This window comes from Dechloromonas sp. H13, assembly GCF_009469615.1.
Classification (GTDB): domain Bacteria; phylum Pseudomonadota; class Gammaproteobacteria; order Burkholderiales; family Rhodocyclaceae; genus Azonexus.
Window position 1 is genome coordinate 140,085 of the sequence record NZ_SSXX01000006.1, and the last position, 20,118, is coordinate 160,202.

Annotated in this window: 24 protein-coding genes; 17 read left to right on the plus strand and 7 right to left on the minus strand. The window is 63.8% G+C overall.

Going from position 1 to position 20,118, the window contains the following annotated elements; all coding sequences use genetic code 11:
- Nucleotides 1-47: 47 nt before the first annotated feature.
- Genes GH660_RS13845 through GH660_RS13860 form a run of 4 tightly spaced genes read right to left on the minus strand, consistent with a single transcriptional unit; the run spans nucleotide 48 to nucleotide 1,982 of the window.
- Nucleotides 48-422 (minus strand): hypothetical protein, encoded by a 375-nt coding sequence (locus GH660_RS13845; RefSeq protein ID WP_153147267.1) that lies wholly within the window; start codon nucleotides 420-422, stop codon nucleotides 48-50.
- A 7-nt stretch (nucleotides 423-429) separates the two neighbouring features.
- Nucleotides 430-891, minus strand: coding sequence for a copper chaperone PCu(A)C (locus tag GH660_RS13850; protein WP_228276501.1), 462 nt, complete (start codon nucleotides 889-891; stop codon nucleotides 430-432).
- 14 nt (nucleotides 892-905) lie between these two features.
- Nucleotides 906-1,508, minus strand: a complete 603-nt coding sequence (locus GH660_RS13855; protein ID WP_153147269.1) for an SCO family protein — start codon at nucleotides 1,506-1,508, stop codon at nucleotides 906-908.
- 3 nt (nucleotides 1,509-1,511) lie between these two features.
- Entirely contained in the window at nucleotides 1,512-1,982 is a 471-nt protein-coding gene (locus GH660_RS13860) for a hypothetical protein (RefSeq protein WP_228276502.1), read from the minus strand.
- A 194-nt stretch (nucleotides 1,983-2,176) separates the two neighbouring features.
- Between GH660_RS13860 and nosZ the strand changes: the two genes are divergently transcribed.
- The 16 genes from nosZ to GH660_RS13940 all read left to right on the plus strand — a co-directional run bounded on the left by nosZ (nucleotide 2,177) and on the right by GH660_RS13940 (nucleotide 17,355).
- On the plus strand, nucleotides 2,177-4,471 hold the full coding sequence (nosZ, locus tag GH660_RS13865; RefSeq protein ID WP_153147270.1) for a Sec-dependent nitrous-oxide reductase: 2,295 nt from the start codon (nucleotides 2,177-2,179) through the stop codon (nucleotides 4,469-4,471).
- Nucleotides 4,472-4,551: 80 nt separating this feature from the next.
- Nucleotides 4,552-4,860, plus strand: a complete 309-nt coding sequence (locus GH660_RS13870) for a cytochrome c (RefSeq protein WP_153147271.1) — start codon at nucleotides 4,552-4,554, stop codon at nucleotides 4,858-4,860.
- Between the two features lie 110 nt (nucleotides 4,861-4,970).
- The gene (locus tag GH660_RS13875; protein WP_153147272.1) at nucleotides 4,971-5,708 is read left to right on the plus strand and encodes a c-type cytochrome; all 738 of its coding nucleotides are present in this window, start codon (nucleotides 4,971-4,973) and stop codon (nucleotides 5,706-5,708) included.
- Nucleotides 5,709-5,807: 99 nt separating this feature from the next.
- Nucleotides 5,808-6,782, plus strand: coding sequence for a hypothetical protein (locus GH660_RS13880; RefSeq protein WP_153147273.1), 975 nt, complete (start codon nucleotides 5,808-5,810; stop codon nucleotides 6,780-6,782).
- Nucleotides 6,783-6,786: 4 nt separating this feature from the next.
- A complete protein-coding gene (gene nosD, locus GH660_RS13885) occupies nucleotides 6,787-8,133 on the plus strand; it encodes a nitrous oxide reductase family maturation protein NosD (protein ID WP_153147274.1) in 1,347 nt (448 codons plus the stop codon).
- Nucleotides 8,130-8,990, plus strand: a complete 861-nt coding sequence (locus GH660_RS13890) for a 4Fe-4S dicluster domain-containing protein (RefSeq protein ID WP_153147275.1) — start codon at nucleotides 8,130-8,132, stop codon at nucleotides 8,988-8,990. The genes nosD and GH660_RS13890 overlap by 4 nt, the downstream gene beginning before the upstream one ends.
- Nucleotides 8,987-9,964, plus strand: a complete 978-nt coding sequence (locus GH660_RS13895) for a NapH/MauN family ferredoxin-type protein (protein WP_194266321.1) — start codon at nucleotides 8,987-8,989, stop codon at nucleotides 9,962-9,964. The genes GH660_RS13890 and GH660_RS13895 overlap by 4 nt, the downstream gene beginning before the upstream one ends.
- Nucleotides 9,965-10,267: 303 nt before the next feature.
- Nucleotides 10,268-10,720 carry a c-type cytochrome gene (locus tag GH660_RS13900; protein WP_228276503.1) on the plus strand — a complete coding sequence of 151 codons (453 nt, stop codon included), beginning with the start codon at nucleotides 10,268-10,270 and terminating at the stop codon, nucleotides 10,718-10,720.
- A gap of 10 nt (nucleotides 10,721-10,730) precedes the next feature.
- Complete coding sequence (locus GH660_RS13905) at nucleotides 10,731-13,052, plus strand: heavy metal translocating P-type ATPase (RefSeq protein ID WP_153147276.1); 2,322 nt, start codon at nucleotides 10,731-10,733, stop codon at nucleotides 13,050-13,052.
- Nucleotides 13,053-13,376: 324 nt separating this feature from the next.
- The gene (locus GH660_RS13910) at nucleotides 13,377-13,865 is read left to right on the plus strand and encodes a hypothetical protein (protein ID WP_153147277.1); all 489 of its coding nucleotides are present in this window, start codon (nucleotides 13,377-13,379) and stop codon (nucleotides 13,863-13,865) included.
- Between the two features lie 24 nt (nucleotides 13,866-13,889).
- The gene (locus GH660_RS13915) at nucleotides 13,890-14,075 is read left to right on the plus strand and encodes a hypothetical protein (protein WP_153147278.1); all 186 of its coding nucleotides are present in this window, start codon (nucleotides 13,890-13,892) and stop codon (nucleotides 14,073-14,075) included.
- Between the two features lie 45 nt (nucleotides 14,076-14,120).
- The gene (locus GH660_RS13920) at nucleotides 14,121-14,468 is read left to right on the plus strand and encodes a cupin domain-containing protein (RefSeq protein ID WP_153147279.1); all 348 of its coding nucleotides are present in this window, start codon (nucleotides 14,121-14,123) and stop codon (nucleotides 14,466-14,468) included.
- A gap of 221 nt (nucleotides 14,469-14,689) precedes the next feature.
- Nucleotides 14,690-15,541 carry an ABC transporter ATP-binding protein gene (locus GH660_RS13925; RefSeq protein WP_153147280.1) on the plus strand — a complete coding sequence of 284 codons (852 nt, stop codon included), beginning with the start codon at nucleotides 14,690-14,692 and terminating at the stop codon, nucleotides 15,539-15,541.
- Between the two features lies 1 nt (nucleotide 15,542).
- Entirely contained in the window at nucleotides 15,543-16,034 is a 492-nt protein-coding gene (locus tag GH660_RS13930) for a nitrous oxide reductase accessory protein NosL (RefSeq protein WP_153147281.1), read from the plus strand.
- Nucleotides 16,031-16,858: an ABC transporter permease gene (locus GH660_RS13935; protein ID WP_153147282.1), complete on the plus strand. Its 828-nt coding sequence runs from the start codon at nucleotides 16,031-16,033 to the stop codon at nucleotides 16,856-16,858. Before GH660_RS13930 ends, GH660_RS13935 begins: the two co-directional genes overlap by 4 nt.
- Nucleotides 16,855-17,355 (plus strand): TlpA disulfide reductase family protein, encoded by a 501-nt coding sequence (locus tag GH660_RS13940; protein ID WP_153147283.1) that lies wholly within the window; start codon nucleotides 16,855-16,857, stop codon nucleotides 17,353-17,355. Before GH660_RS13935 ends, GH660_RS13940 begins: the two co-directional genes overlap by 4 nt.
- A gap of 6 nt (nucleotides 17,356-17,361) precedes the next feature.
- Here the strand turns inward: GH660_RS13940 and GH660_RS13945 are convergent, their stop codons facing one another.
- Together GH660_RS13945 and GH660_RS13950 are read right to left on the minus strand one after the other, a co-directional pair.
- Nucleotides 17,362-17,988: a helix-turn-helix transcriptional regulator gene (locus GH660_RS13945; RefSeq protein WP_153147284.1), complete on the minus strand. Its 627-nt coding sequence runs from the start codon at nucleotides 17,986-17,988 to the stop codon at nucleotides 17,362-17,364.
- Nucleotides 17,989-18,112: 124 nt separating this feature from the next.
- Complete coding sequence (locus tag GH660_RS13950) at nucleotides 18,113-18,574, minus strand: cupin domain-containing protein (RefSeq protein ID WP_153147285.1); 462 nt, start codon at nucleotides 18,572-18,574, stop codon at nucleotides 18,113-18,115.
- Between the two features lie 342 nt (nucleotides 18,575-18,916).
- On the opposite strand from GH660_RS13950, the gene GH660_RS13955 reads away from it, so the two are divergent.
- A complete protein-coding gene (locus GH660_RS13955; protein ID WP_153147286.1) occupies nucleotides 18,917-19,339 on the plus strand; it encodes a c-type cytochrome in 423 nt (140 codons plus the stop codon).
- A gap of 88 nt (nucleotides 19,340-19,427) precedes the next feature.
- Here GH660_RS13955 and GH660_RS13960 read toward each other — a convergent pair whose 3' ends face one another.
- Nucleotides 19,428-20,075: a DsbA family oxidoreductase gene (locus GH660_RS13960; protein ID WP_228276504.1), complete on the minus strand. Its 648-nt coding sequence runs from the start codon at nucleotides 20,073-20,075 to the stop codon at nucleotides 19,428-19,430.
- Between the last annotated feature and the right edge of the window lie 43 nt (nucleotides 20,076-20,118).

Sequence of the window (20,118 nt, forward strand, 5' to 3'; positions counted from 1 at the left end):
GAGCCGGGCCGCTCCCCCAGGCATCATGCGCCAGCGGCGCCGGGCACTCAGCCGGGGTGTTTGCCAGCCTTCTTCAGCGCAGCCAGAAATTCGGCGAAGCTCGCCTCGCGCACCTCGGTTTCGCAAAGCGTGTCCCGGAGTTCGAAGCCCGTCAAGGCAAGTTCGCCGCCATATTCGCGACGATCGCTGCCCGGGTAGGGTCCACTGTAGGAAGAATTCATCTTGCTGGAATTTTTTGTCATGATCCGTGACCTTTCCTGAAGTCGTTGGCGCAATGATGCCAATTCGCTACAGAAGTGTCCGTGAATGAATTCACGACCTGCATCAAATTGGCACCATCCCTCCAATTTCCGGACCGTCACGGCGCTGACAGGCGTTGCCGCGGCGACCGCAAGACGGTTGCGGTCGACCCCGAAAAACAACCAAAAATCAGTGCTGCTTCTGCTCCATCGCCGGCGCCGGCATCGGGCGCACCACCTTGGCGTCGACCTGCTTGCTGCTGCCGTCGTCGAAGGTCAGGGTGATGGGCACGGAATCGCCCTCCTTCATCGGCGCCTTGAGGTCGATCAGCATGACGTGCAAGCTGCCCGGCTTGAGCACCGCCTCGCCCTTGGCCTTGATGTCGATGGCCGGCACCGGGCGCATCTTCATGACGCCACCGTCATTGATGTGGGTATGCAGTTCGGTGACCTTCGAGGCCGGGTTGTCGGCCTTGACCACCTTCACGTCCTTGTCGCCATTATTTTTGATGACCATGAAGGCGCCGGTCGCCGGGGCGTTGGGTGGCGCCAGGCGGACGTAGGGATCCTGGACGGAGACGTTGTCGGCGGCGCCGGCCAGTGCGCCGGCGGAAAGCAGCAGGCCGGCGGCCAGCAGGGACAGGTGTTTCATGGGTGTTCTCTCCTTCATGGTTTGGTCAGGCGTTTGCGAATTTCGGCCGCCACCTGGTCGGGCGGCGCCGCGTGGGCGATCTTGCCGTCCAGCTTGCCGTCGGCAGCGACGATGTAGGTGTCCGAGGTGTGGTCGACGACGTACCCGCCGCCCGCTGTGTCGACTGGCTGGCGGGCATAGAACACGCCGTAGCGGCGGGCGATGGCGGCCACTTCATCCGGCGTGCCGGTAACGCCGACAATGGCGGGATGGAAGAATTCGGCGTATTCCTTGAGGCGGGCCGGCGTGTCGCGCTCCGGATCCACCGAGATGAAAACCACTGCCACCCGGGCCAGTTCGTCGGGGGTCAGCAGCTTGAGGCCTTCGGCGGTCGCCGCCAGCGATGTCGGGCAGATGTCCGGGCAGTAGGTGTAGCCGAAATAGACGAGCACCAGCTTGCCGCGAAAGTCCTGCAGCGCCACCGGGCCGGTGGCCGATTGCAGCGTGAAGTCGCCGCCGGCCGGCGCAGCGGCGGTCGGCAGCGGACGCTCGGGCAGCGTCGGCTGCCAGAAAAAGGCGAGACCGAGCACCAGCGCGGCAAGAAGAATGGCGATCGCCAGCAGCAGTCGTTGGGCCATGCGTTATCCGTGGGGGGCAGAAGCGAAGCGGAAAGGGATCGCGATGCGCTGGCTGCCGCTTTCGACCAGCACCGTCGCCTGCCAGTCCATCCGGCCGGTGATGCAGACCGGCAAGGTCGCCTCGGCGGCGTAGAGGCCGGGCGCGCTGGCCACCAGTTGCGGGCGGTTGAGGCCCATGTTCATGTCGACGCCGGCGAAATCGACCTCGACGCGGGAGACGCTCAGGCCGTCGATGCGCACCTCCACCTGGAAGGGTTTCACCATCGGGATCGGGAGCGGATTCATGCGCACCTCAAGTTTGCCGCCGCCCGGCAACGCCACCTGGCACGGGCCGCGATGCAGGTCGCAGGCCTGATCCGGCTGTACCGTGAGGTCGGCCTTGGGCAGCAGCAGCGGCGACAGCTTGTAGCCGACCACAACCACCAGCGCGATCAGCAGGATGCCGATCACGTCCATCAGTATTTTTTTATTCACCAGTCTGTTCCTGGCCTGGCGGCCGAACGGGATAACGCATTTTCCTGCATGCAGACAAAACGGAATTAGCAAAGATCAATTTTTTACCACGCGGGGGGGCATACAGTGTGCGGCAAATTGTCGCAGCGTCTTCAAGCGCCAGTGACGATGGAGGGTAGGAAGTTCTACTTCTTGTTTTCATGGGAGAAATCGAGATGAAAAAATTTGCAGTGAAATCCACCACGCTGCTCGTCGCAGCGGGGATCGGGTTCGGGGCCGCCAACGCGTGGTCTGCCGAATCGCTGCAGGACGTGATGAAGCGTCGTGGCCTGAGCCAGCAGGATCTGCTGGCCGCGTCCAAGACCTATGTCCCGACCGGCAAACGCGACGAATTCGTGGTCTTCAGTTCCGGCGGCCAGTCGGGCCAGATCATCGTGTATGGCATTCCGTCCATGCGCATCCTCAAGTACATCGGCGTATTCACGCCGGAACCGTGGCAGGGCTACGGCTTCGACGAGAACTCCAAGGCCGTGCTCGCCCAGGGCGCCATCGACGGCAAGCAGATCACCTGGGGTGACACGCACCACCCGGCCATCTCCGAAACCCAGGGCAAGTACGACGGCCAGTTCCTGTTCATCAACGACAAGGCCAACCCGCGCCTGGCCGTGATCGACCTGCGCGACTTCGAAACCAAGCAGATCGTCGTCAACCCGATCTACAAGTCGGAACACGGCGGTGCCTTCGTTACGCCGAACACCGACTATGTGATCGAAGCCGCCCAGTACGCCGCGCCGCTCGAGAACAAGAAGTTCTATCCGCTCGAGGAATTCAACGAGAAGTACCGCGGTGGCGTGACCTACTGGAAGTTCGACCGCAAGGAAGGCCGCCTCGATCCGAAGCAGTCCTTCTCCCTCGAACTGCCGCCTTACAGCCAGGACTTGTCCGATGCCGGCAAGGGTCCGTCCGACGGCTGGTCGTTCACCAACTCCTTCTGTTCCGAGCGCTACGTCGGCGGCATCGAAAAGGGCCGCCCGCCGTATGAAGCCGGCTGTTCCGCCAAGGACACCGACTACCTGCACGTGATCAACTGGAAGAAGGCCGCCGAACTGGTCGCCGCCGGCAAGGCGAAGACCATCAACGGCCACAAGGTTCTGCCGATGGACGTTTCGATCAAGGAAGGCATCCTCTTCCTGGTGCCGGAACCGAAGTCGCCGCACGGCGTCGACGTGACCCCGGACGGCAAGTTCATCACCGTCGCCGGCAAGCTCGACACCCACGTTTCCGTCTATTCCTTCGACAAGATCCAGGAAGCGATCAAGGCCGGCAAGTTCGAATCCAAGGATCCGTACGGCATTCCGGTGATCGGCATGAAGGATGCGTTGCACACCCAGGTCCAGCTCGGCCTCGGCCCCCTGCACACGCAGTATGACTCCAAGCCGTGTATCGCCTACACCTCGCTCTACGTGGATTCGCAAGTCGTCAAGTGGAACCACTGCGAAGGCAAGGTACTCGACAAGATCTCGGTGCACTACAACATCGGTCACCTGATGACCATGGAAGGTGACTCCGCCGATCCGAAGGGCCGCTACCTGGTCGCGCTGAACAAGCTGGCGATCGACCGCTTCGTGCCCGTTGGCCCGCTGCATCCGCAGAATCACCAGCTGATCGACATCTCGAACGACAAGATGCAACTGTTGTACGACATGCCGCTGCCGCTGGGCGAGCCGCACTACGCCGTCGGTATCGAAGCGACCAAGCTGAAGCCGGGCGTCCGCTACAAGGTCGGTACCGACTCCCGCACGGACAAGCCGCACCCCGGCATGGTTCGCGCTGGCGAAGAGCGCACCGAGAAGAAGGGCAACAAGATCGAAGTCTTCGGCACCCTGATCCGCTCGCACATCACGCCGGAAACCATCGAGGCGGAAGTGGGCGACGAAATCACGGTCCACCTGACCAACCTCGAGCGTGCCCAGGACGAAACCCACGGCTTCACCGTGTCGACCTACAACACCCATGCTTCCGTCGAACCGGGCAAGACGGTCACCGTCAAGTTCAAGGCCGACAAGGAAGGCGTCTATCCGTACTACTGCACGGAATTCTGCTCGGCGCTGCACCTTGAAATGCAGGGTTACCTGCTGGTCAAGCCGAAGGGCTGGAAGCCGACCAAGACCTCGACCGAGGCCAAGGCTGCTTACACCGAAGCCGACTACAAGACGACGCTGAAGAAGATTGCCGACACCCAGGCCGTCATCGACTCCGTGGTGGGTTACATCACCAGCGTCAACTTCAAGGACTTCCCGGATGTGGTGAACATGGTCGACGATGCAACCGACCAGCTCAACAAGATCAAGGAAGCCAAGGCCAAGGCCGATGCCGCTGCGGCGAAGAAGGACTGGGACCAGGCCAACCTGTGGTCCGAGCAGATCTGGCAATACCAGGTCAAGGCTGCGGACATCGGCCTGCGCGCCAAGACCTATCTCGAGCAGAACGGCGCCAAGAAGGTCAAGTAAGCAAACTTGATCTGACTTAAGGCAGTTATCGGGGAGCGGAGTCATTCTGCTCCCCGCTTCACTTTCAGGAGGGAATAACCATGAAATTTGTAATGACTCTGATCGCCGCCGCGTTCGTCGCATCGCCCGCCATCGCTGCCCCGGATGGCGCCAAGCTGTTCGCCGAAAAGACCTGCAACGCCTGCCACGGCCCCAAGGGCGACAAGCCCCTGATGCCGAACTACCCGAAGATCGCCGGCCAGAACGCGGCCTACGCCGAACAGCAGATGAAGGACATCAAGAGCGGCGCCCGCAACAACGGCCAGACCGCCGCCATGAAGGGCGTCATGCACCTGGTCAACGACGAGGAAATCAAGGCTTTGGCCGACTACCTCTCGAAGCTGAAATGAACCATCTGGCCGGCCTTTCCGGCTTATGACGCACATCAAGGAACGCTGATATACGAAGTGAAAGAATGCTTCCAGCGTTCCGAACAACCTGCCATAAAAGGACACCGAACATGAAAGCATCACTCCTGCTGATCGGCCTGCTCAGCGCAGGCATCGCCTTCGCCGCCCCTCCTGCCCCGAAATCGGAAGGCATCGAAGGCAAGGACTACAAGTGGAACGCCCAGGGTGGCGAGAAGTCCGAAGCCCTGACCAAGAAGGGTGACAAGGTTGCCGGCGCCGAAGGCTACGAAGTCTGCGGCGCCTGCCACCTGCCCTCCGGCGCCGGCCGCCCCGACGGCACCTTCCCGCAGCTCGCCGGCCAGCACACCACCGTGCTGATCAAGCAGATGGCCGACATCCGCGCCGGCCTGCGCGACAACCCGACGATGTACCCGTTCGCCGCCACCCTGACCGACGCCCAGGAACTGGCCGACGTCGCCGCCTACATCGAAAGCCTGTGCATCCCAATCGAGCACGGCAAGTACGAAGGCGCGGACGCCGCCGTCCAGATCGCCAAGGGCAAGGAACTTTACGAGAAGCAGTGCCTGGAGTGCCACGGCAAGACCGGCGAAGGCAACAAGGAGAAGTTCTACCCGGTGATCGCCGGCCAGCACTACAAGTACCTGCTGCGCCAGATGACCGAAATCCGCGACGGTCATCGCCGCAACGCCAACCCGGACATGGTCAAGGTCATCAAGCCCTACACCAACGACCAGCTGGTGGCGATCTCCGCCTACCAGTCCAGCCTGGTGATGCCGGGCGCGATGTGCAAGCCGAAGGCAGGCGCCGCACCGGCCAAGAAGAAGTAACATCGCAGTACGCGGCCGCCCGCCTGCCTCCCGGCCGGCGGCCGCTCTCCAGGCATCGCAGAATGCCTTCGCACAACACGCAACACTGAGAGTAGCGCCATGGACAAGCAGAACAGGATCGTTGCCGGCCTCACCTTCATTTCGCTCGTGGCCCTGGTGGTCGCCTATTTCGCGCCGATCTGGTGGGTTTCGCTGACCGCCCCGAACTATCCGCCCGATGCCTTCCCCGACGGCATCCGCATCCACTTCCATTTCGACGGCGTCTACAACGGCTGCAAGGCGGCCGGCAAGGGTAGCCGGATGGCCAGCGAGATCATCCAGAAGGATCTCGCCCACGACGACGAGCGCTACAACCCGATCACCGACGCCAAGAAGGACGTCGACAAGGGCGCCGAAGGCCTCGACTGCGTCCATGAGATGAACACCATCAACCACTACGTCGGCATGTTCCCGATCGCCACCGGCGCGCCGGTCGAAAAGCCGCTGGCCAAGTTCTTCTTCGGCTTCTTCGCCGTCATGATGATCGGCTTCGCCGTCAGCGCGAAAAAGGCCCGTCTGGCGGTGTTGACCGCAGGCTTCCTCGCCGTCGCCGCGTGGATGATCGTCGACCAGTTCGTCCTCGGCCACCTGGCCAGCCATGTCGACAGCTATGTCAAGGAAGCCGGCACCTTCTTCAAGGAACCGGACAAGATCAAGGTCTGGGGCGACAACGTCAGCGCCATATCGAAAATCGTCATCTTCGGCCTGATCGCCGTCATGGCCATCGTCGTCGCCGGCGTCGCCAAGATTCGCTCCTTCCAGCTCCTGCTGGCGCTGGTGCCGGCCCTACTGCCCGTCTTCTTCGTCATCACCTACGCCGGCTGGCTGTGGTTCTTCGGCCACAACCTGCATCCGTGGGGCGCCTTCACCGTCAAGCCATTCATGCCCACCGTCTTCGGCGAAGGCAAAGTCGCGCAGTTCTCGACATTCTCCTACCCCTACTGGGGCTATGGCCTGCTGCTCATCATCTTCGTCTGCATGATGCTGGCCCTGCTGATCCGCCGCAAGCAGCTGCGCGAAGGTCGCGCCGAGTAGAGCGATGCTGCGCTTCATCCGCCGCCCCCTGCTCGCCCTGGGCATCGCAACGGGGCTCGGCGTGGCTGGCCTGGCGGCATCGCAATCGCTGGAAGGCATGGGCAAGCCCAACCTGGCGGCGAACTGGGGCTCCTCGACCGAGAAGGCGCTGCGCCCCGCCGCTCCGCACCGCACCGACATCCCCTGGTTCCAGACCCTAGTCGATGCCGCGCCCCCCGGCTCGGTCCTCAAGCCGCCGCCCGGCGACTACGCCGGCCCGGTGCTGGTCGACAAGCCGCTGGTCATCGATGGCGGCGGCAAGGTAACGATCGACGGCGGCGGCAAGGGCACCGTCTTCGTGATCGACGCCAAGGGCGCCACACTGCGCGGCGTGCACCTGAAAGGCTCCGGCGACTCGCACGACAGCGACGACACCTGCCTCAACGTGCGCGGCGATCATCATGTCGTCGAAGGCAACGTGATCGACGACTGCCTGTTCGGTATCGACCTCAAGCAGGCCAACCACAATGTCATCCGCGAGAACCGCATCAGCTCCAAGCCCTTCGAGCTCGGCGTACGCGGCGACGGGCTGCGCCTCTGGTACAGCAACCACAACCTGATCGAGAAGAACGAGGTGATCGACTCGCGCGACATGGTCGCCTGGTATGCCAACCACAACACCTATCGCGGCAACATCGGCAAGCGCAGCCGCTACTCGATCCATTTCATGTTCGCCAAGGACAGCGTGGTCGAAGGCAACTCCTTCTACGACAACGCGGTCGGCGTCTACCTGATGTACACCGAGCGCATCCACCTACGCAACAACATCATCTCCCACGCCACCGGCGCCACCGGCATGGGCCTCGGCTTCAAGGAATCGAGCGACTCGGACATCGAGAACAACGAGATCATCTATTGCGCCGTCGGCGTCGGCTCCGACCTTTCGCCCTTCGAGCCCGACACCACCATCCGCTTCATCAACAACCGCTTCGCCTTCAATGGCATCGCCATCCGCTTCACCAGCGAACTTGGCGGCAACATCCTCAAGGGCAACATTTTTGAAGGCAACCTGACCGACGTCGTCCAGATGGGCCGCGGCGTCGCCGACCGGAACCAGTGGGAAGGCAACTTCTTCGCCGACTACCAGGGCTTCGACCGCGACGGCGACGGCACCGGCGACACCCCCTACGAACTCTATTCGTACGCCGACCAGATCTGGATCGAGACACCGGCCGCCCAGTTCTTCAAGACCTCACCGGTGCTCGAACTGCTCGATTTCCTCGAACGCCTGGCGCCCTTCTCCTCGCCCGAGCTGCAGTTGCGCGACCCCGCGCCGCGCTTTGCCAAACCCGAAAGAACGGCCAGATCATGAGCGACAACGAAAACGACCGCAAACCGGCGGCCGAGGCGACACCGCCGTTATCGAAAGCCAAGCGGCAGACCAACCGCCGGCGCGTACTGCGCACCATCCTGCTGACCGGCGGCGTGCTCGGCGCCGGGCTGTCCGGCTTCCTGCCCCTGATCTATTCGCAGAAAAAGCGGCTGCGCCCGCCCGGCGCCCTCGACGAGAAGGACTTCCTCGCCAGCTGCATCAAGTGCGGCCAGTGCGTCCAGGTTTGTCCGGTTTCCGCCATCAAGCTCGCCGACCTGATCGACGGCATGGGTGTCGGCACGCCCTACATCGATGCGCGCGCCCAGGCCTGCGACTTCTCGTGCGATGCGGTCCAGTGCGTCCTCGCCTGCCCGACCGGCTCGCTCACCTACCACAAGCCCTCGTTCCTGCCGGTGCGCGCCGGCGCCGCGCTGGCCGCCAAGCCGATCCTGCTGGCCAAGGAAAAGGACCCCGAGCCGACGCTCAACCTGGGCGAGCGCATGGGCGTGGCCCGCCTGACCCGGCCGGAAGCCTGCCTGGCGGTCCAGGGCAAGGGTTTCAAGGGGCAGACGCGCGGCCCGGATTTCAAGGGCACCATGCGTTACATGGACGTCGACCGCTGGAAGCCGATCCGCATCGCCGACCATCCCTACGACGTGCCCGAATGCGATCTCTGCGCCCGCGAGTGCCCGATCAAGGGTGCCATTTCCATCGAGACCGTCTTCGCCCCGGACGGCAGCAAACGCAAGTCGCCGGTCGTGCATGAACCCTGCGTCGGCTGCGGCGTCTGCGAAATGGTCTGCCCGGTCGAACCGGCCGCCATCACCATCGAAGCCCGCGAGGTCTGGAAAACATGAGCGATGTCCTGAAACGCCGATTCTTCGACCAGATCAAGGTCATGTTCGGCTGGGAGCCTTCCAAGCCAACCGAAATCACCCCGGCTGCCCAGAAGATCCACTTCTACAAGAAGGGCAACCGCGACCTCATCGCACAGAAGCTGCACGCCCGTGCCCACGCCGAGCACAAGAACACCTGGCGCAACCGGCGCTGGGCGACGCTGATCCTTGCCAACCTGCTGTTCGTCGTCTCCTTCGCGCTCGACATCCAGATCCTCGAAGGCGCACTGACCGCCTCGCGCTTCGTCGGCTTCCACCTGATCGACCTCAATTCCGCGCTGCAGGTGATGCTCGCCCACAAGCACATCATCAACAACCTGCTGATCGGCACCGGCACGGTGCTGGTACTGTGGGTGCTGTTCGGCGGGCGTACCTTCTGCTCCTGGGTGTGCCCCTACCACCTGGTCGCCGAATGGGCCGAGAAGATCCATCTCTGGCTGGCCGGGAAGAAGCTGGTCACCGACCAGACCATGGACCGCCGCCTGCGCACCGTCTTCTGGGTCGTCTTCGCCCTGCTCGCCCTGGCCACCGGCTACACCGTCTTCGAAGCCATCTCGCCGACCGGCATCCTGTCGCGGGCGCTGATTTACGGTCCGGGGCTGGCCCTGCTCTGGGTGCTAGCCCTGCTCGTCTTCGAAGTCTTCTTCTCGCGCCGCGCCTGGTGCCGCTACGCCTGCCCGATCGGCCTCACCTACGGCGTCGTCGGCATCATTTCGCCGGTCCGCATCAAGTACAAGCTCGACGGCTGCTTCCATGAAGGCGACTGCCGCAAGGTCTGCCTCGTGCCGCACGTGCTCGACACCGTCATCAAGGGCCGCGCCGTCGACACCGAAGTCCCGATCGGCCCCGACTGCACCCGCTGTGGCCTGTGCGTCGACACCTGCCCGACCGGGTCGCTGACTTTCGAGGTCAAGGGGCTGTCGAAGCTGGCCTGATTTTTAGCTGTTTTGGGCGGTCGACCGCAGCGATGACCGCGCTTGGCTTTGTAAGCATCAATCTCAGAGTTCGCGTTCGAGAATCCGAGACGTCATGCGCCTAAAGCCTGGCGAGCAACAAGTCGTGGGCCTGCGCTTTGTCCAATCCACGTAGCGGCAATTAGCTGCCTATCCAACTCCTACGACCCCCGTCTTCAACGAACGCCGCGATTCTCCAGGATTGCAGAAATGTAATCTGCGCGTCCGCTTCCCGTTAGCGTCGATGCTGGAAAATGGTCCGCTCAGGAATCAGGAGATCCCTCCATGACGCGAAACCCCATGCCCACGAACGCCGAACCGACGCCCCGTCAAAGACCCGTTAATAAGCAACGCAAACAGGCGCTTTTGGGCCTCCTGCTCTGGGTGGCCCAGGCAAGCGTCCTGGCACAGGGCTGGCAGGTGCCGCAACCGACGCCCGGCCTGATGCCGAATCCGGCCTCCGGCAAGACGCTGTTTGCACAATATTGTGCCGCCTGCCACGGTACCGACCTGAAGGGCGTCGACAAGGGTGAAAAGAGGGGACCTCCCCTGCTGCACAAGATCTACGAACCGTCGCACCACGGGGACGCCGCGTTCCAGCTGGCGGTGAAGAATGGTGTGCGCGCCCATCATTGGCCCTACGGCGACATGGCGCCGGTGCCCCAGGTAACGCCGGACGATGTGGCACACATTACGGCCTATGTCCGCAGCGAACAACGCAAGGCCGGCATCCAATAGGGAGCGCGACATGGCGGACGCTTCGTCTCACAGCCACGACAAGGCCCACCGAGCGGATACCGATCCGGTCTGTGGCATGGCGGTCACCCCGGATTCGCCGCATCACAGCCAGTTCGACGGCTCGACCTACCGCTTCTGCAGCGCGAAATGCAAGACGAAATTCGATGCCGATCCGCCGGCGTATCTGCAGCCGAAAGCCGCTCCGGCCGCTGATCCAGGTGCCGAATACACCTGCCCGATGCACCCCGAGGTGCGCCAGATCGGCCCCGGCAGTTGCCCCAAGTGCGGAATGGCCCTCGAGCCCGTAGTCCCCGACCTTGAGGCCGCGGAGGACGATGGCGAATATCGGGATTTTCACCGTCGTTTCTGGTTCAGCCTGCCGCTCACCGTCATTGTCGTCATTCTCGCCATGGCGGGGCACCTGCTGAGCTGGCTCGCGCCATCGGTCCGCAGTTGGGGGGAATTGTTCCTCACCCTGCCCATCGTCCTCTGGGCCGGGTGGCCGTTCTTCGTTCGCGGCGGGCAGTCGTTCATCAACCGCAGCCCGAACATGTGGACGCTGATCAGCCTGGGAACCGGAGCAGCCTTTCTCTACAGCATCGTCGCCACACTCGCGCCCGGACTGTTTCCCGCCTCCTTCATGGCCCACGGTCGCATTGGCGTCTACTTCGAAGCGGCGGCCGTCATCATTTCCCTGACCCTGCTCGGCCAGATGCTCGAATTAAGGGCCCGCGCCAGGACATCGGCCGCCATCAAGTCCCTGCTCGGCCTGGCGCCCAAGACGGCGCGCCGGATCGACCCCGATGGTACGGAGGTCGACGTGCCGCTCGCGCACGTGCACGTCGGTGACGTCCTGCGCGTGCGACCGGGAGAAAAGGTGCCAGTCGACGGCGTGGTGCTGGAAGGCAGCAGCGCTGTGGACGAATCGATGCTCACCGGCGAACCGCTGCCCGCGACCAAACGTCCCGGGGACCCGGTGATCGGCGCGACCATCAACACGTCCGGCAGCCTGGTCATCCGCTCCGAAAAAATCGGCTCGCAGACGGTACTCGCCCAGATCGTCCAGATGGTCGCCCAGGCGCAGCGCTCCAAGGCGCCGATGCAGCGCATGGCGGATGTGGTGGCCGGCTATTTCGTCGTCGCGGTGGTCGGCATCGCCCTGCTCAGCTTCTTCGGCTGGGGCTTGTTCGGTGGCGAGCGCGGCTGGCTGTTCGGCCTCATCAGCGGCGTATCGGTCCTGATCATTGCCTGTCCCTGCGCCCTGGGACTGGCGACGCCGATGTCGATCATGGTCGCCACCGGGAAGGCGGCGACTCAGGGTGTCCTGTTTCGCGACGCCGCCGCCATCGAGAGATTCCGCGATGTCGACACGCTGATCGTCGACAAGACGGGCACTTTGACCGAGGGGCGCCCGGCCTTCGAACAGGTTGTCGCGGGCGAGGGAATTTCGGCGGACGAGGTACTGCGGCTGGCTGCCAGCCTGGACCTGGGCAGCGAGCATCCACTGGCCGACGCCATTGTTCGCGCCGCGAACGAGCGCGGACTGTCCCTTGAAAAGACCATCGACTTCGAGTCGTCGAGCGGCATCGGGGTGCGCGGAATCGTAGGCGGCCGCAAGGTGGCCTTGGGCAACGCGGCGCTGATGGCCACCGACCATGTCGATACCATACCCCTGGCGAGCGCCGCCGAGGCCTTGCGGACCGAAGGCGCCAGCGTCATGCATCTGGCCGTCGATGGCAAGCTGCGGGGACTCCTGGTGGTTTCCGATCCGGTCAAGGCGACCACGCCCGCGGCCCTCGCCAGCCTCAGGCAGGCCGGCCTGCGTGTCGTCATGGCGACCGGCGACGGGCTGACGACGGCCAAGGCGGTCGGCAGGCGTCTGGGCATCGAGGAGGTCCACGGCGAAGTAAAGCCGGCTGACAAGCTGGCGCTCGTCGAAAACCTTCAGAAGGCAGGACGGGTGGTGGCCATGGCCGGAGACGGCATCAACGATGCCCCGGCACTGGCTCGGGCGGACGTGGGCGTGGCCATGGGCACCGGCACCGACGTGGCGATGAACAGTGCCCAGGTCACGCTGGTCAAGGGCGACCTGGGCGGCATCGCCCGGGCACGCACCTTGTCGATGGCCACAGTCGCCAACATGCGCCAGAACCTGGCCTTCGCCTTCCTGTACAACGCCCTGGGAATTCCGATTGCCGCGGGTGTCCTCTACCCGGTCTTCGGTTGGGTTCTGTCCCCGCTGATCGCGGCCGCGGCGATGAGCCTTTCGTCGGTCAGCGTCGTCGGCAACGCCCTTCGCCTGCGCGGCGTAAGAGGCGACAAGGCTGACTGAAATGTAATCAGCGAATTCGGTGACGAATATCGTGCCTGCATGGAAAGGAGTTCCCGCTGGCGGCCGACGCTCTTGCGCAACAGGTACCGGTCATTTGCTTCTCGTTGCAGCGCCGGAGATCGCTGATGAGCGCTTCCCGAACTGACGAACTCACACGCCCGACCCGCACCAGCCATGCGGATGCATCATGAATTCAACGGCAGGGACCGAATTCTGGCAGTCGCTCGGGGCCATCCTGTTGCCGCAATTGATTTCGGTTAAAGCCAGCAGACCTTTACCTGAGTATGTTAGTCAGGTATTTGACTCTTACCAGGGATGAATTGGATGAAAAGGAATCTCCTGCTGCCATTGGCCGCCGTCGTTCTCATTGTCGTGGCCGCACCCGGACGAGGGGTGTTGGCCGCCGAGGACCGCCACCACGGCGAGAGCGGCTCGGCAGTGCAGAAGCTGCAATTGAATGCCGGGAAGAAATGGGCGACAGATGCCGCCCTGCGGCAATCGATGGATGACATCAACCAGGCGATGGCCAAGGCGCTTCCCCTGATCCACAAGGATCGCTTCGGCGATTCCGATTACGCGGCGCTTGCCACCACCATCAACCAGAAGGTCGGCTATGCCATCGAGCACTGCAAGCTCGAAGCAAAGGCCGACACCATGCTCCATCTCGTCCTCGCCGACCTGATGGCCGGGGCGGAGATCATGGAGGGCAAAACTGCCGCCGCGCGCCACGATGGTGCCGTGCGCGTCAGGCAGGCCCTGGAGTCCTACGGGAAATACTTCCAGCATCCCAACTGGAAAGTTCCTCGTGGTTGAGCGCAAACCGCATCCGAGACCGCTATGAACGATCTGATCATAAACGCCGTGTATGCGATTGAACTCTGCAGTGGCGAAATCCGCTACTGGCGATACCTTGGCCCGGATAGCCGAAGACTGATATGGTGGCTCGATACCGAAACCAAGCAGGAATTCAACGAGGCGAGTCTCATGTACACCTGGTCGATCAAGGGCGTGCATTCGAGCTGACTGCGGGCGGCCGCACGGTGCCACCCAGGCAAGGAGAAAACAGTGATGAGTGCTGAAAGCGGCGCGCCGGAAGTGCGCAACCTGAAACAGATGCTGCAATACCAGGAGAAGGCGGTCGTCAGCCGGATGCTGCTCAAGAATCCCTCCGGCAACGTGACCCTGTTCGCCTTCGACGGCAATGAGGGACTCAGCGAACACACCGTCTCCCATGATGCGCTGGTAATCGCGGTCGATGGCCGTGCCGAGATTTCGGTCGGAGGCGCAAGCCATGCCTTGACCGAAGGAGATAGCTTGCTGCTACCGGCCAACGTCCCGCACGCGGTGAATCCAATCGGGGGGTTCAAGATGCTGCTGATCATGATTCGCGGCGTGGGCCAGCAGGAGGGCGCCTGAAACCCCTCGCCTGAACGACTCGCTTGCCGGAATGGCAAAGGAGAACTCCTGCCCGGCAACGCCAGTTCGCTCCGCCCCCCTGTAGCAGACGCCGGCAACTCGACTCGAACCCCCTCCTCACTCCGACTTCGCCCGATCGCTCGCCGACAAGCACTCCCCGCCTTCCCGATTTTTGATCGAAATTCAATGTCGACCGCGGCAGCCCTTCTATAATCGGCCGCATGATCCAGTTCAAGAACGTTGCCAAGACTTTCCGGCGCGCGCGCGTGCTCGACGGCATCAGCCTCGACATCGGGCTGGGCGAGCGGGTGGCGCTGATCGGTTCCAACGGGGCCGGCAAGACGACGCTGATCCGCTGCCTGCTCGGCGAATACACCTATGACGGCAGCGTCGCCATCGACGGCCGCGACCCGCGCAGCAACCGTACCGCCGTCCTCGGCGACATCGGCTTCGTGCCGCAGTTGCCGCCCCCGCTGAAGATGCCGGTCGGCCAGCTGATCGACTTTTCGGCTTCGCTGTGCGGCACCGATCCGCGCCGCATCCACGGCATCGCCAAGCGCCTCGGGCTCGATCTCGACGGCATTCTTTCCCGCCAGTTCGTGCGCCTTTCCGGCGGCATGAAGCAAAAGCTGCTGATCGCCATCGCGCTCGGCCGCGAGGCCCGCGTGCTGGTGATGGACGAGCCGGCCGCCAACCTCGACCCGGAAGCGCGCAAGATCTTCTTCGACCTGCTCGCCGAGCGCCTGGACAACGCGACGATGATCATCTCCAGCCACCGCCTGGACGAAGTGTCGTCGCTGGTCAATCGCGTCATCGAGATGGACATGGGCAAGGTCGTGCTCGACGACCGGGTCGCCGACGACGTCTCGCTGTCCGGCACGCTCGCCTGCCGCATCGTCGTCAAGCGCCACGAGCAGGCCTTCGCCAAGGCGATCGCCGCCTGGCAATTCGCCGCCAGCGACGACAACCTGGTGTGGACCGGCCGCATCGCCGGCCCCGACCGCCTGCGCTTCCTCGGCATGATTTCGCGCTACACGGCGCTGGTCAGCGACCTGTCGCTGGCCGAGAACTGACATGTGCGATCGTCACCGCCGCCGGTTCGTCGGCCGCCTCGGCCTCGGCGGCCTGCTGCTGACGCCGCTCGCCGCCGCGCTCTCGGCCTGCAGCAAGAGCGGCTGGCCGGAGGGCATGGCCGAGATCAAGTGGGACCGCGATACCTGCGTCGTCTGCAGCATGGTCATTTCCGACCGCCGCTTCGCCGGCCAGATTCGCGGCGGCCCGGACAACACTGTCTTCAAATTCGACGACCCCGGCTGCATGGCGGTCTGGCTGAAGGAAAAGGCGGCAAAACATCCCTGGGCGGGCGATGCCGCGACGCGGATGTGGGTCGCCGATTTCGAGAGCCGCAGCCGCGAGGAAATGCAGTGGCTCGACCCGCGGCGCGCCTACTACATCGCCCGCACCTCGCCGATGGGATTCAACTTCGCCGCCGTCAAGGCGCCCCAGGCCGGCGCCATCGACTTCAACGACATGAGCCAGCACGTGCTGGCAAGGTTAAGGAAATGAAGCAACTCTGGCTCACCGCCAAGCTGGACATCGTCGAGTCGCTGCGCGCCCGCTGGTTCCAGATCTACACCCTGGTCTTCGGCGGCATCGTCGCCCTGCTCTTCCTCTTCGGCCTCACCGAGTCGCGGGTGCTCGGCTTCATCGGCCTGTCGCGCCTGCTGGTCACCTACATCCAGCTGACCATGGCGATCCTGCCCATCTTCGTCCTCATCACCACCGTCCGCTCGGTGGCCGGTGACCGCGAGGCGGGCGTCTTCGAATACCTCCTCTCGTTGCCGGTATCGCTGTCGGCCTGGTTCTGGGGCAAGATCGTCGGCCGCTACATCGTCGTCTTCGCGCCGGTCTTCCTCGCCATGCTCGGTGCCGTCGGCTGGGCGAGCTTCAAGGACATCGAGGTGCCGTGGGGCATGTTCGGCTACTACACCGCCCTGCTCGCCACCATGGCGCTGTGCTTCCTCGGCATCGGCATGCTGATCTCGGCCGTCGCCCGCAGCACCGACATCGCGCAGGGCGCCGCCTTCATGGTCTGGCTGACCCTGCTGCTCTTCCTCGACCTGATCCTGCTCGGCGTCATGATCCAGGGCAAGGTTGCGCCGGAAGTCGCCGTCGGGCTGGCGCTGATCAACCCGCTACAGGTCTTCCGCACCGCCGCGCTGGCGCTGTTCGACCCGCAGCTGATCGTCCTCGGCCCCTCCGCCTACGTCATCCTCGACACCTTCGGCGTCGCCGGCTACAAGGTCTTCGCGCTGGCCTACCCGGCGGCGCTCGGGCTGCTGAGTGCTACCATCGGCTACTTCCTGTTCCGCCGCGGCGACCTGCCTTGAAAAAATTCCTCGTTCCGCTGATTTTTGCCCTTTTCTGGGCGTCGACCGCAACCGCAGACGACCTGCCGTCCTCGGCGCCGCTGTTCGCCGCCACCCTGAGCGATCTAGACGACAAGCCGGTGGCGCTGGAACGCTTCCGGGGCAAGCCGCTGATCGTCAACTTCTGGGCCCGCTGGTGCGGCCCGTGTCGCGCCGAGATTCCCGAACTGATCGCCATCCGCAAGGCGCACAAGGGCAAGCTGGAGGTACTCGGCATCGGCATCGAGGACAAGTCCGACCCGGCGAAGGAATTCGCCAAGGCCTATGAAATGGATTACCCGGTCTTCGTCGCCAAGGAAAAAGGCATTCCGCTGATGCAGGCGCTGGGCAACACCAAGGGCGGCCTGCCGTTCACCATCGTCGTCGACCGCAACGGCCAGGTCGTCCAGAAGAAGATGGGCCTGATGAAGAAGGCCGACCTCGAAGCGGCAGCCGAGCTGGCCCTCAAGGGCCGCTGACCGCCTTCAGCCGGCGCTCTTGCGCGGGCGCGGCGCCTTCTTCGTGCCCCCCTTGCCGGCGCTCGCCGCCTTGGCCTCCCGGTTGAATTCGAGCGCCATGTCGAAAGCCGTCTCGACGAACCGGCGCACCCGCGCGAACTCCTCGTCGGTGAGCTTGCGCGCCTCGTCGCGCGCCCGGTAGATGCCGACGAACTCATGCTCGCGCCCGGCATGCTCGACCAGGCGGCCGACGCCGAGCGATTCTAGGTTCTGCCAGGTTCCCGGGCTATGGACCTTGGCCAGGTTCATGACGAAGGGCACCGGGTCGTTGCGCGCCAGCACGGCGGCCAGGCGCAGGATAACCTCGAAGGGCAGCGCCATCTTGCCGTTCTCCGCGAGTTCCAGCAGGGCCGAATCCTTGAGGCTGATCGCCTGCCCGAGGTCCTCGAGCGGAATGCCCGCCGCCTCGCGCACGCCGCGCAGGAAGCTGCCGGCCTTGACCAGCGCCCGCGTCGACGCCACGCCATGCGGAAAGAGTCCGGTCGCCGCCGCCAGCGAGGTATCGACCGCCGCGCCGGCCATGCCGACGACCTGTTCGGTCAGCGAACGCAGGGATTTGGTCAGGCCACCGACGGCATCCAGCGGCTTGGCCAAGGCAGCGGAGGCACTGCCGGCTCGTGTTTTCGTAGCCCGGGCAGCGGGCGAAGCTTTTTTGGTCATCATTGGTCTTTCAGGAAGCGGAAAACGGAACGATCATCGGCATTCGACAGGCGGCCGGTCATTTCTGCGGCGCCGGAAGCGGCTGCACGCGCGGCTGGCCCTTGTCGTAAAAAATCGTCGTGACGAGACGTACCGGCTTGTCGCCGGCATTCCTGAACTGGTGCACCAGCCCGCGGGCATTGTGAAAGCCTTCACCCGCCTTGACCGATTTCGCTCCTTGGCCGTCGACGACTAGGTCCAGATCGCCTTCGATCACCGCCCCGACGCAATCGCCCGGGTGCGTATGCATCGGCGAAGAGGCGCCCGGCGCCAGCGTCACGGCGATCAGCGCGAACTCCTTGCTGTCGTCGCCGGTGACCGGCGCGATGAGCAAAGGCCGGGAGGTGAAACCCCCGCCCTGCGGAACCGCCGGACTGAGCCTTGGATCGGGCGCCTGCGCGAACGACGCCGGCGGAATAACCAGCATGCCGAGCACAAGGGTTGCGACAACGGCCAACCCGTTCGATTTGCGTTGTTTCATCCTGTCTCCCTCCTTATTTTTTTCAAGTGCCGAATGCGAAAACCACTCTCCCGGTCGATGACTCGCACTTCATATTCAATATGGATCAGCGCGCGGGGAACTTCAAGGCGGCTCCCCGCCTCTACCCGCATTCGATGGACATGACGGCTGAAACAATCCGAAGTTCGGCACCATCGATGCAGCAACGATGAAAGTCGCTTTCATGTCATGACAGCGATGGCTGATTTGATCTGGCTCAGGAACGCTTCATTCAGGCCAAATCACCCCTAGCAAAATGATCCTATCGTGAGTAGTCTTATCCATAGCAGTTGAGGTTCTACATAAACCATAAGGAGACATGGAATGAAAATTTTCACCTTGAATGTAGCCATCGCCATCACCCTTGCCACAGCCGGCGCAACGACTGCGGTCGCGGCAGACAGGATCGACCTCGGCAAGTATGAGTATGACAACAACTGCGTCGCCTGCCACGGCAACAATCTGAAGGGTGGCGCCTACGTCGACTTCCTGAAGGTGACCCCGCCCGATCTGACGCTGCTGTCGAAGAAGAACGGCGGCACCTTCCCGCTGGAGCGCGTCTATGCGGTGATCGACGGGCGGCAACAGGTCCAGGCGCACGGCCCGCGCGAAATGCCGATCTGGGGCCGGGACTACCAGATCAAGGCTGGCGAGTTCTACGCCGACAGCTACTACGACCCGGAAGCTTTCGTCCGCGGGCGCATTCTGGCGCTGATCGACTACCTTAACCGCATGCAGGCCAAGTAAGCCTGGCCCGGCGGACGTACGCAGTGGGGCGCTCTTGCAGCGCCCCATTTCGTTGCGCCCTGTTCCCATCCGGCGCCGTAGGGCCCGCTCACCGAAGCTGTTCGAGAATACCGGCGGCCAGCACGGCCGGGTCTTCGGCCCCGACGATAGCCCGGTCTCCGGGCAGGATGAAGGTCGGCACCATCCTCACCCCCATGGCGCGAATCTGGCGTTCGCGCGTGCGGACGAGTTCCTCGTCCTCGTTCGAACGCAAGTAGCTGGCGACCGCTTCGGCGTCGTAACCGCAGCCGGCGGCGATCTCCGCCAGCAGGGCGATGTCGCCGACGTGTTCGCCGCGCTGGAACTGGGCGACGAACAGGCGCTCGACCAGTTCGTCGGCGACGCCGCGCTGCTGGACCCAGTGGATCAGGCGGTGGGCGCGCAGCGTGTTGGCGCGCAGGGGAATCTTCTCGAAGGCGTAGTCGATGCCGTAGGCCTGCCCGGCCGCGCGAACGCGCGCGAACAGCGCATCGACCGCGTCCCGCCCGCCGAACTTGCGTTCGAGGAACGGCAGATAGGGCTCGCCTTCCGGCGGCGTGTCGGGGTTGAGGAAGAACGGCAGCCAGCGGGTGCGACAGGTGAATTCTGGATGGCTGGTGCGCACCAGTTCGACGGCGCGTGCCAGCCGGCGCTTGCCGATGAAGCACCACGGGCAGACGATGTCGGAAACGATGTCGATGGTCAGCATGGAATGCATATTAGCGCCTCGGCGCCGGCGACGAGCACGAAAAAATCCCCGC

Excerpts from the sequence above, each read along its gene's own strand:
- GH660_RS13915 (WP_153147278.1), top strand. The coding sequence starts at position 13,890 with ATGAACGATCTGATCATAAACGCCGTGTATGCGATTGAACTCTGCAGT.
- GH660_RS13895 (WP_194266321.1), top strand. The coding sequence starts at position 8,987 with ATGAGCGATGTCCTGAAACGCCGATTCTTCGACCAGATCAAGGTCATG.
- GH660_RS13960 (WP_228276504.1), bottom strand. The coding sequence starts at position 20,075 with ATGCATTCCATGCTGACCATCGACATCGTTTCCGACATCGTCTGCCCG.
- GH660_RS13925 (WP_153147280.1), top strand. The coding sequence starts at position 14,690 with ATGATCCAGTTCAAGAACGTTGCCAAGACTTTCCGGCGCGCGCGCGTG.
- GH660_RS13950 (WP_153147285.1), bottom strand. The coding sequence starts at position 18,574 with ATGAAACAACGCAAATCGAACGGGTTGGCCGTTGTCGCAACCCTTGTG.
- GH660_RS13930 (WP_153147281.1), top strand. The coding sequence starts at position 15,543 with ATGTGCGATCGTCACCGCCGCCGGTTCGTCGGCCGCCTCGGCCTCGGC.
- GH660_RS13850 (WP_228276501.1), bottom strand. The coding sequence starts at position 891 with ATGAAACACCTGTCCCTGCTGGCCGCCGGCCTGCTGCTTTCCGCCGGC.
- GH660_RS13955 (WP_153147286.1), top strand. The coding sequence starts at position 18,917 with ATGAAAATTTTCACCTTGAATGTAGCCATCGCCATCACCCTTGCCACA.
- GH660_RS13935 (WP_153147282.1), top strand. The coding sequence starts at position 16,031 with ATGAAGCAACTCTGGCTCACCGCCAAGCTGGACATCGTCGAGTCGCTG.
- GH660_RS13875 (WP_153147272.1), top strand. The coding sequence starts at position 4,971 with ATGAAAGCATCACTCCTGCTGATCGGCCTGCTCAGCGCAGGCATCGCC.
- GH660_RS13855 (WP_153147269.1), bottom strand. The coding sequence starts at position 1,508 with ATGGCCCAACGACTGCTGCTGGCGATCGCCATTCTTCTTGCCGCGCTG.
- GH660_RS13920 (WP_153147279.1), top strand. The coding sequence starts at position 14,121 with ATGAGTGCTGAAAGCGGCGCGCCGGAAGTGCGCAACCTGAAACAGATG.
- GH660_RS13900 (WP_228276503.1), top strand. The coding sequence starts at position 10,268 with ATGACGCGAAACCCCATGCCCACGAACGCCGAACCGACGCCCCGTCAA.
- nosD (WP_153147274.1), top strand. The coding sequence starts at position 6,787 with ATGCTGCGCTTCATCCGCCGCCCCCTGCTCGCCCTGGGCATCGCAACG.
- nosZ (WP_153147270.1), top strand. The coding sequence starts at position 2,177 with ATGAAAAAATTTGCAGTGAAATCCACCACGCTGCTCGTCGCAGCGGGG.
- GH660_RS13870 (WP_153147271.1), top strand. The coding sequence starts at position 4,552 with ATGAAATTTGTAATGACTCTGATCGCCGCCGCGTTCGTCGCATCGCCC.
- GH660_RS13890 (WP_153147275.1), top strand. The coding sequence starts at position 8,130 with ATGAGCGACAACGAAAACGACCGCAAACCGGCGGCCGAGGCGACACCG.
- GH660_RS13905 (WP_153147276.1), top strand. The coding sequence starts at position 10,731 with ATGGCGGACGCTTCGTCTCACAGCCACGACAAGGCCCACCGAGCGGAT.
- GH660_RS13910 (WP_153147277.1), top strand. The coding sequence starts at position 13,377 with ATGAAAAGGAATCTCCTGCTGCCATTGGCCGCCGTCGTTCTCATTGTC.
- GH660_RS13880 (WP_153147273.1), top strand. The coding sequence starts at position 5,808 with ATGGACAAGCAGAACAGGATCGTTGCCGGCCTCACCTTCATTTCGCTC.